The sequence below is a fragment of the [Clostridium] symbiosum ATCC 14940 genome, assembly GCF_000466485.1.
GTDB lineage: Bacteria > Bacillota > Clostridia > Lachnospirales > Lachnospiraceae > Otoolea > Otoolea symbiosa.
Map to the genome: position 1 here is coordinate 33,616 of NZ_KE992823.1, position 10,236 is coordinate 43,851.

Annotated in this window: 10 protein-coding genes; all 10 read right to left on the bottom strand. The window is 46.6% G+C overall.

Annotated elements, in window-relative coordinates; genetic code table 11:
• Positions 1-242: 242 nt before the first annotated feature.
• Positions 243-1,628 carry an NADP-dependent phosphogluconate dehydrogenase gene (gene gndA, locus CLOSYM_RS03450; protein ID WP_242828641.1) on the bottom strand — a complete coding sequence of 462 codons (1,386 nt, stop codon included), beginning with the start codon at positions 1,626-1,628 and terminating at the stop codon, positions 243-245.
• Positions 1,629-1,714: 86 nt separating this feature from the next.
• Positions 1,715-2,128: an HIT family protein gene (locus CLOSYM_RS03455; RefSeq protein ID WP_009298839.1), complete on the bottom strand. Its 414-nt coding sequence runs from the start codon at positions 2,126-2,128 to the stop codon at positions 1,715-1,717.
• A 9-nt stretch (positions 2,129-2,137) separates the two neighbouring features.
• Positions 2,138-2,764: a bifunctional 4-hydroxy-2-oxoglutarate aldolase/2-dehydro-3-deoxy-phosphogluconate aldolase gene (gene eda / locus CLOSYM_RS03460; protein WP_003504831.1), complete on the bottom strand. Its 627-nt coding sequence runs from the start codon at positions 2,762-2,764 to the stop codon at positions 2,138-2,140.
• 85 nt (positions 2,765-2,849) lie between these two features.
• Positions 2,850-3,620, bottom strand: coding sequence for an SDR family oxidoreductase (locus CLOSYM_RS03465; RefSeq protein WP_003504830.1), 771 nt, complete (start codon positions 3,618-3,620; stop codon positions 2,850-2,852).
• 37 nt (positions 3,621-3,657) lie between these two features.
• Positions 3,658-4,617, bottom strand: a complete 960-nt coding sequence (locus CLOSYM_RS03470) for a phosphoglycerate dehydrogenase (protein WP_021640963.1) — start codon at positions 4,615-4,617, stop codon at positions 3,658-3,660.
• 76 nt (positions 4,618-4,693) lie between these two features.
• The gene (locus CLOSYM_RS03475) at positions 4,694-5,980 is read right to left on the bottom strand and encodes a TRAP transporter large permease (protein ID WP_021640964.1); all 1,287 of its coding nucleotides are present in this window, start codon (positions 5,978-5,980) and stop codon (positions 4,694-4,696) included.
• On the bottom strand, positions 5,981-6,484 hold the full coding sequence (locus CLOSYM_RS03480; protein ID WP_044902106.1) for a TRAP transporter small permease: 504 nt from the start codon (positions 6,482-6,484) through the stop codon (positions 5,981-5,983).
• Positions 6,485-6,522: 38 nt separating this feature from the next.
• Positions 6,523-7,602: a DctP family TRAP transporter solute-binding subunit gene (locus CLOSYM_RS03485; protein ID WP_169728231.1), complete on the bottom strand. Its 1,080-nt coding sequence runs from the start codon at positions 7,600-7,602 to the stop codon at positions 6,523-6,525.
• 80 nt (positions 7,603-7,682) lie between these two features.
• On the bottom strand, positions 7,683-8,693 hold the full coding sequence (locus tag CLOSYM_RS03490; protein WP_044902107.1) for a zinc-dependent alcohol dehydrogenase: 1,011 nt from the start codon (positions 8,691-8,693) through the stop codon (positions 7,683-7,685).
• A gap of 52 nt (positions 8,694-8,745) precedes the next feature.
• On the bottom strand, positions 8,746-10,236 hold a 1,491-nt coding region (locus CLOSYM_RS03495; protein ID WP_021640968.1), incomplete at its 5' end, for a gluconokinase.

The following is a 10,236-nucleotide window of genomic DNA, read 5'->3' on the forward strand; positions in this document are numbered from 1 at the left end:
GCTGATTGTCTCACGCGTTAAGTGCGGGGGACGGCCTTATCGCGGCCACTCAGTGATTCCATATGTGTTTTTCGAGCTTAGCATTCCGCTGCGCACTCCAAAGAGTGCAAACGGTCCCCGCAGCAATTCATTCCGGCCGAATTCCCCCCTGCAACAACCTGCAACCCGGGGACGGAAGACTCAGTCTCCCCCTCACCACACCGGCCCCGGACCGTTACGGGCGCGTCCTCCATTCTCAATAACTACTCCCACTCAGTATGGAAATGCCCTTCCCTGTCGCAGCGCATATAAGTATGGGCTCCAAAGTAATCGCGAAGCGCCTGTATAAAATTAACAGGCATCTGATCGGACCTGTAATAATCATAATACTGGAGCGAGGCCTGGATGCAGGGGAGCGGCATGCCCGACAAAACGGCAGCCGCCGCCATTTTCCGAAGGGAGCCTTCAAGCGTGCCGATATCAGAGAAAGCTGCCGATAAAATCAGCGGTTTCCCTGATAATTCTTCCGCCTGCTCGATCCTGCCAAGCAGGGTGCTTCTGATGATGCAGCCGTCTTTCCAGACAGCAGCCAAACCGGCTAAATCAATGTTCCATTTTTCCTCTTCGGCCGCTTTGGAGATCAGTTCAAATCCCTGGCTGTATGCCAGAATCATGGACAGCAGAAGCGCTTTTTCCATTTCCTCCGTCCGGAGCCCGGGCGCTTCGTTTGAGCTGTATTTCAGATTTGCTGCACCGTACGTTCTCTCCTCTTTTTTTGTCGAAAATATCCGTGCCATCTGGGCTTCATAAATCGAAGGAATATAGACGCCCCTCTCAACTGATTCCGCCACGGTCCATTTTCCGGTTCCCTTCTGTTCTGCCACATCCAGTATTTTATCAATCAGACAGCCTCCGTCCTCCTCTTTTTTCCCGAGAACCTTTGCGCTGATTTCAATCAGGTAGGAATTCAGAGGCCCTTCATTCCACTGTTCAAAGACGGAGCGGATCTCCCCGGCCCCCATCTTTTTCACGAAACGCATATACTGATATGTCTCCGCTATCAGCTCTAAAACCGCATATTCAATTCCGTTATGCACCATCTTGACGTAATGGCCCGCTCCGCCTTCCGCTATATAGCCGCAGCAGGCCTTTCCCTGATGACGGGCAGCAATTGCCTCCAGTATGGCTCTCACGCACTCCCATGCCTGAGGGCTTCCGCCGGCCATAATGCTCGGCCCATAAAGCGCTCCTTTTTCACCGCCCGATATACCAATCCCCATATACAGGATACCGAGCTTTGCGCATTCGCTGCACCGTACGGCAGTATCTTTATAAAAGGAGTTTCCCCCGTCCATAATAATATCTCCCCTGTCCAGCAGCGGAAGCAGGGACGCAATCACCATATCCACCGGCTTACCGGCCGTAATCATAAGAAAAACTTTTCTCGGCCTTTCCAGGCTTGAAATGAATTCTTTGATGCTGCCGAAAATCCGGTAATTGTTCTTCCCACTCTCAAACCGCTTTCTTTCCTGGTCTGAGACAGAATAAAGTGCGGTGCAAAAACCGTGATTAATCATATTTTTAGCCAGTGAGGAGCCCATCACTCCCAGACCTATCACGCCTATATTGCATTTCTGCTCATTCGCCATTTTTTCACCTCGCATTAACCATTTATCCGTATGCCGAAAAGGCACTGCCCACTCCGGAAATTTCCGGCTGTTCAGTACCTTTTCAATTACAGCTTCTCCCGAATCTGCTCAATTAAAGTTTCAAACTCCGCATCGGAGAGCAGAACCTGCGGCTGGGGCTGCATCTGGAACACCCCGCCAAAATCCGGCCCGCCCTTCTGTTTGGGCACAATATGCCAGTGTACGTGTTTGCAGGTATCCCCATACAGGCCAAGATTAATTTTTTCCGGATGCACTGTCCCGGCCACGGCCCGGCAGACACGCTTCACGTCCTGCATGAAGCCCTGCAGTTCTTCGTCGCTCAGCTCGTACAGCTCCTCCGCATGATTTCCGGCCGCCACAACGCACCGTCCCCGGTATGCCTGGTTCCGAAACAGATAAACTCTCGATGACGGCAGCTCACAGATCGGAGCCATCAGCAGCGCAAGGTTTTCATTTTCCTCACAGTACATACATCCCATGGAAACCTCCTATTTTGCCAGTTCTACCGCTTCTTTTGTAAGTTTTGTTATTTCCTCAAAGTTCCCTTCTCTGATCAGTGCATCAGAAACCATCCAGCTTCCGCCGCAGGCATAAATCACGTCATTATTCAGAAATTCCTTTAAATTCCCTGTGTTTATCCCTCCGGTAGGCATAAACCTGATGCCCGGAAACGGAGCGGCCAGAGCTTTTATCGTGTCCAGGCCTCCGTACTGTTTGGCCGGGAAAAACTTGACAATATTGAGGCCGTGGCCAAGCGCTTCCATAATTTCGGTCGGCGTACAGCAGCCGGGTAGTACCGGAATATTCTTTCTTAGAGCATATTCCACCACATCTTTATTAAAACCCGGGCTTACAATAAATGCGGCTCCTGCGGCTACAGCCCGCTCTGCCTGGTCAATATTGACAACGGTTCCTGCTCCGCATAACATCTGCGGATAATTTTCCCGGATCACCCGGATTGACTCCTCCGCGGCATCGGTGCGGAATGTAATCTCCGCCACCGGAAGTCCTCCGTCTATCAGAGCCTTGGCCAGAGGCAGGGCATCTTCGACACGGTCGATTTTCACAACCGGTACAATCCGTTTTTCCTTAATTAAATCCATAACACTACTCATAATCTGAATCCTTTCTTCCTGCCGGACAATTGTTACTGTTCGCCAAACCGCGTATTTCAGCGGGACTGTGAATAATAACCTCTGATTATTTTACAAGGTAACCGCCGTCAACCGGAATCACTGCTCCGTCCAGATAGTTGGAGGCATCGGAGGCCAGAAATACAACCGGGCCTTTCATATCTTCAGGCGTTCCCCACGCATTGGCCGGGATTCGGTCCGTGATTTCTTTAAATCTCGGGTTATCCGGGTTGGTGAGAGCTACGTTCATATCCGTATCCATATATCCCGGTGCAAGGCAGTTGCAATTAATTCCCCTTGACGACCACTCATTACAGAGCGCTTTTGTCAACTGGGCCACGCCTCCCTTTGACGCTGCATAAGCCGGTACGGTATATCCGCCGAAAAATGAAAGCATTGATGCAATATTGATAATTTTACCTCTGCTGTTCTGCTTTATGAACTGCTGTCCTGCCAGCTGGCTCATGGAAAACACGGCATTCAGGTTGATATTGATTACAAATTCCCAGTCTTCATATGGGAACTCTTCTGAAGGATGGCGTTTCTGTACCCCGGCTCCGTTCACTATAATATCCAGGTGATCGCCAAGAGCCCTGACACATTCGTCAAATGCCTTTTTTCTGTCATCCACATTTGCAAGGTTTCCTATTACGCCATGGCAGCTGTATCCTTTTTCCACATACTCTGCGGCAACCTCCATCACCTTTGGATTCAGATCAATGATTGCCACCTCCGCGCCGGCCTCCATCAGGCCTTCCGCCATTCCGCGGCTGAGTCCCTGGGCTGCACCTGTTACGATTGCTTTCCTGCCTGTTAAATCTGTAAAATTCTTTACCATATCTGTTCCTCCCGAATCTCCTGTTCTCTCCTGTGTTCTACTTCGCCACATTAAATCTGCACTCGCCGCCCTCCAGCACACATACCGCATTCTCTGCCGCCATCAGGCTCATCCTGGAAGATGCCTCCCTGGTTCCCGCCCCTGCATGCGGGGTTAAAATGCAGTTTTCGCAGCCCATCAGCGGACTGTCATAGGGCGGTTCATCCACTGTGGCGTCCAAAGCCGCTCCCCGGATTTCGCCGGATTCCAGCGCCGCATAAAGGGCCTCCTCGTCTATAACTCCGCCTCTCGCCGTATTGACAAGAATTGCATCTTTTTTCATTATTTTAAACTGCTCAGTGGAAATCATATTGTGAGTTTCCTCGGTAAGGGGGGAATGGACTGTGATAAAATCGGATTCTCTAAGCAGTGTCTCAAAATCCACATATTCCGCTCCCGTCTCCTTCTTAAACGATTCATCCTCGAAAACATCGTACGCCAGGATCTTCATGTTAAAACCACGGCACCGTCTGCCGACTCCCTGTCCGATGCGGCCGGCTCCGATTATGCCCAATGTCTTTTCAAACATTTCCAGGCCCTGGGGCCTTTTCTGGCTGCGGGCTTTGATTGAACCGTCCATGATTGTCACGCTCCTTGCCACATCCAGCATAAGGGCTACCGCCAAATCAGCCACCGAATCGCCATTCGCTCCCGGTGTAATCGTAACCTGGATCCCCTTCTGTCTTGCGGCTGCCAGATCCACCTTGTCATACCCGACGCCGTAGCGGGAAATCACCTTTAATTTCTCCGCACGGTTTATGGTTTCGGCATCAATATCCTCCAGGCCGGCAATCAGTGCATCGGCATCCTTAATTGCGTCCCTGAGCTGTTCCTCTATCGGTCCGTCTGCCTCGTTAAGCTTAACCCATTCACATCCGGCTTTTCTCAGGCAGTCGTAAGCTTTATCGTCTGCTTTGCCAAATGAGCGCGCCGTAATAACAACCTTGTATTTCGCCATCTCAGATTCCCCTTTTTAGTTAATATCTTATTAAATTCGTAACAGTTCAGACAGCATGAACTGTTCCTTAATTTCATCAATATCCCATCAAAATTGATGGAAGCGCCATTGAAATCTGCGGAATATAGGTGATGAGCAGCAAGCATACCAACATTGCTAAAATAAACATAACAATTCCGCTTGTAACCGTTTCTAACGGCTCTTTACCAACCCGGGCAGCCACAAATAGATTAATACCGAGTGGGGGCGTTATGAAACCTATTGCCAGGTTTACTACCATGATAATGCCAAAATGTATCGGACTCATGTTGAAGGATAAAGCAATCGGAAGTAAGATAGGTGATAATACCATCATAGCCGGAGTTGTATCCATAAAACATCCCACAATCAACAGCAAAATATTTATTAAAAGTAAAATTACAAATTTGTTATCAGACATGCCCAATATCATGTTTGTAACCATTGTAGGGATTTGCTGTATTGTCAGAATTTTAGTAAATGCTGTAGCACATCCAATTATTACCATAGTTGTTCCTGTTGTTGAACAGGCATTTCCAATTGTATTGAATAATTTACCCGGATTCATCTCCTTGTGGATAAAAACTCCGCAGATAAACGCATATACAGCTGCTACGGCCGCCGCCTCGGTAGGAGTAAAAATGCCTCCGTAAATTCCTCCTAAAATAATAATCGGATTAATCAGAGCCCATTTAGCATCCCAGATGATCTCAAACTTTTCCCTGGCGCTGTAACGCTTCTCATCGCCTTTCCACCCCTGCTTTTTACTGTAGAAATAACATACGGCAATAAGCACGCCTCCAATCAGGAAACCGGGAACAAAACCTGCCATAAACATTCCAGATATGGAGGTACTGGTAGACACGCCGTACACTACCATGGGAATACTGGGAGGAATAATAACTCCTATACTGCCGGCACAGGCTATTAATGCCAGCGTGAATTTTTTACTGTATCCCTTTTCAAGCATTGAGGGAACCACCATCGAGCCCACGGCAGCTACTGTCGCGGGACCGGAACCGGATACCGCCGCAAAAAACATACATACTACTACCGTACAAATTCCAAGGCCTCCGGTAATCCTCCCAAAAAATGCGTTACACACATTTAACAGCCGTTTCGATACCCCCCCCGCCCCCATAAGTTCACCGGCCAATATAAATAGCGGAATCGCCATAATCGGAAAGGAATCAGATGCCGAAACCAGAGTTGATACAATATAGGTATGGGAAAGCGTGCCGCTGGCCATTATGGCCACCAGAGAAGAACAACCAATGGCAATACCAACCGGAACATTTAAAATCAAAAACAATATCAGACTGATAAATAATGCTGCACTTACCATTTAGTTTTCCTCCTCGCTTATTTCTCCCTTTTTTATTGCCTGAATGCGGTAAGCCAATGTCTGCAATTCACGGAATGCGGCAAGGGCAAATCCAATCATGGGAGCAGAGTAAACATACTGTAACGGCAGCCGCATAGCCGGGGAGGTTTTTGTTAATTGAATCTGGAGCATTGTAAGCTGGAATCCTGTCACCATAACATAAATTGCAAATCCCAGGAAAATCAGATCCCCTACTATCATAATGAACGAACGCACTCCACGCGGAAAGAGCTTCAACGCCGCGTCAATTTTAATATGTTTCATAATTTTACAGCCATAACTAATTCCCAGATAAATCAGCCAAATAAACAGATATCTGGCAAGCTCTTCAGACCAGGATAGAGAGTTTGAAAATATGTATCTCATTATTACCTGGATAAATATGATAAGAGTCATTGCTGACATAAGTATTACGCAAAGAGTAATCTCCAGATATTCATTCAGCCATTTCAACGCCTTCTTCAAATTCTTTACCTCCCGCAAACAATACAGCCTTTCCGTTTCTACTTATATTCATCTCCCAGAGCAAGCATCTGATCCAGATACTCGGGATGTTCCATTTTATCCTTTACCATAGTAAAAATATCAGCTTCGGTCATTACTTCCTGCCACTGTGCCTTTTCTCCATTTGTTAATTCCACAATCTCGGAACCGCCGTCTTTGATTACATTTAATGCTTCCTCATCCAACTCGGCATTGTTTTTCAATTGGAATTGGGTTGCTTCCTCCATTGCCTTCAAAATTGCATTCTGCTGATTTTCTGTTAATGAATTGAATTTTTTCTCATTCATTACAACGCAGAACGGAACATAGATATGCTCAGTCTGTGAAACATATTTTTGAACCTCGTAAAATTTGTTTCCTACAATAATAGCCAGCGGATTCTCCTGTCCGTCTACAGTGCCCTGCTGCATGGCCGTGAAAAGCTCTGAGAATGCCATCGGAGTCGGGTTCGCTCCCAATGCTTTGAAGGCCGCCAGATGAACATCGTTCTCCATTGTCCTGATTTTCATTCCCTTAATATCCTGAGGAATCTTTACCGGAATTTTATTATTTGTGATATCACGGAAACCATTCTCCCACCAGGCAAGACCTATAAGCCCCGTCCCGGCCTCTTTGATTCCTTCCCGAATTGCCTTTCCGGCCTCACTGGTGAGAGCCGCTCTGGCATGCTCCCTGTTCAAAAATAAGTAGGGGGCGTCAAAAACGTAATAATCCGGATAAACATTAACAAGCGGGGATGTAGAACTTACCGCAATATCTATATCACCTATCTGTGTCTGCTCAATGACTGTTTTATCATCTCCCAATACATTGTCCGGAAAATGCTTTATCGTAATTGATCCTCCTGAATATTTGTTAGCAAGTTCACAGAATAAATTTCCCGCATTCTCTCCGGCATCCGTGGTGATATTGGAAAAGATTAATTCCACAGCCGGATCGCTCGAAGAAACCTGTTCTGCATTTTCTATGTTTGCCTCCGGCGCTTTTTGAGCCTGCTTTTCCGTTGCTTTTCCTCCGCATGCCGTTAAGGAAACACCGAGTGCAGTTACTAATAACATTGATAATAATTTTCTTTTCATAATTTTCCTCCTGAATATAATAATGCAGCCAAGAATGGCCATTAACAAATTAATTACCTGTCTGTTTGTAAAAATCAAAATCACATGCAGTCTATAACTACTTTTATGGTTCCCAGCTCCGGATCCGCAATCATATCAAATACCTTTGCAGAGTCTTCCAGCGGCACAATATGAGTTACAATCTGTTCCAGTTCTTTTTCCAGTTCCTTACAATATTCAACGGCCTGACGGAATTCCTCCTTCGTATAGACTCTGGTTCCAATCATCCACTGTTCTTTGAAATTAAGCTGACGCAAATCGACCTCATGAAGGTGTTTATGAATAGAAACCATGCATATTGTGCCGCTCACTCTTGTAATTTCCGTCATTTCCTTTGCTGCCTGTTCAGAGCCGCTGCATTCAAATAATACATCACATCCCTCTCCATCCGTGCCCGCCTTTACAACATCATTCAAATTTTCTTTTAATGGATTGACCGGAGTCAGTCCCAGCGTTTCCGCTATTTCAAGCCGTTTTTCAAATATATCGGAAATAAAAACTTTAGATGCGCCAATATTTTTCAACACAATTCCTGTCAGCATTCCAATAGGACCCGCCCCAATAATTACCGCCGTATCCCTTGCTTTAAATTCCGCCTGGTGCACTGCACGAAGGATAACCGCAAGCGGTTCAATTACCGCGGCCGCTTTATCGCTTACTCCATCTGGTATCCTGAAGAGGATATCCTCGTCCGCATATAATCTCTCACATATACCGCCATCTGTATCAATTCCAATCAATCCAAGACTATTACATACATGTGCGTTTCCCGTCCTGCATGCCAGGCATTCCCCACAGCTTAAAAGTGGAAACGCCGTAACTCTGTCTCCTTTTTTGAATTTTCTGCCATCCTCCTCCACAATACCCAAAAATTCGTGACCTAAAATCAGTGGAGCTTTTGCTCTCGGATGAGTTCCCATATATATGCCAATATCTGAGCCGCAGATCCCACAGTATTTTATTCTGACCATTACGGCTCCTTCTCTTTTCCTGGCTTCAGGTACCTCTTTAACCTCCACATGTTTGGCCCCCAAATAAACTAATGCTTTCATTCCTTCTCCTTTCACATTATCATTGTGTGTCCACATCTGCTATTCAAACTTATTACATCTTAAAGGCATTATAATAATCAAGATATCGCTCATAACGCTTTTTATACGTATTCGCATAGCGTGAATTCGGTTTAATGACTGATACCGGTTCCACACAGAAGTCCTCCACACTGGCTATCTCACCGGCCAGTTCCATAGCGAGAACCACGCCTCCCATCAGGGAACTCTGGGACTGTTTGTCCACCTCCATGTCTTTTTCAAAAATATCGGCGCACATCTGCGTCCAGCAGGGTGAATTCAGGATTCCTCCGGACAGCTTAATGTGTTCCGGAATGCCGTTGACCGCAGTCAGAGTCTCATAGCACTGATAAAGATTAAATAAAATTCCCTCCTGGACTGCTTTATATAAATCCTGGACACTGCACGACGCATTCAGGTTTTCAAATATTCCCCTCCTGTCGTCATTCCATCCCGGGCAGCGCTCCCCGAACACAAACGGCAGAAAAATGGGCCGCCCGCTGTCTTCTTTAAATCCTGTCTCCAGATTGGAATACGTTTCCGCCTTTGCAAAAGTCTCTTTGAACCAGTCTATACAGTTGCAGGCTCCGGATGTGGCTGCTCCCGACAGCCATGACTTCGGCGATAAATAACACCAGGTCGAAGGTTCTTCCGGAATTATCGGCGCCTCCGTGGTCAGGCGGATTGCACCGCTGGTTCCCACCGAAAAGGTCATAACCCCCTTTTTCAGCGCCCCTACGCCTATCTGGTTTAATCCTCCGTCCGAATTAGACGGTATGACCGGAGTCCCCTCCTTAAGTCCCAGAACGGAAGCCGGTTCCTTTGCCAGAGGATATATCCTGTCATATGGGATGATTTCAGGCAGTGACGACTCTGAAATCCCAAGCTCCCGCAGTAGTTCCGGTTCATACTTTTTATTATAAATGTTCATCAGTCCGGTTCCCGAGGCCACACATTCCGTCACTAATTTTTTTCCTGTCATTCTGTATGTATTGTAAACATTCTGCCCCGCCGCCATATAGCCGCTTAAGTCAAATCCCATTTCCTTAAACATGCGGAGTTTAAAAAAAGGATAAATCGCATTTACCATACAGCCCGTCTTGTGGTAATACCTGTGAACGTAGTCCGTATCTTCCCTGACTTTCCTGCACAGATCGGAAGCGCCTGTATAGCACCATGGCAGAACCGGTGTTACGGGATTCATATCCTTATCAGTCAGACACAGGGAGTGCCATGTGCCTCCCAAAGATATCATGTCGATATCCGAACGGCCGTCCAGCAGCTCCTTCGCAACTGTAAGCGTCTCGTCAAAAACCGTCTGCGCATTGTGAACCGTCATGTTGTCAAACATTCGGGAATATGGCCTTGTCTTAACAGAAGACAATTTTTTGTCAGTATCATAAACCATTGCTTTGGCTGAAGATGTCGATGATTCCAATACCAGTATTTTCATATCACCGTCTATCCTTCCGTCTGTATTTTTTTGTCGTACAATATTTTTTATTTCAAAAATAAAATTTTTTAT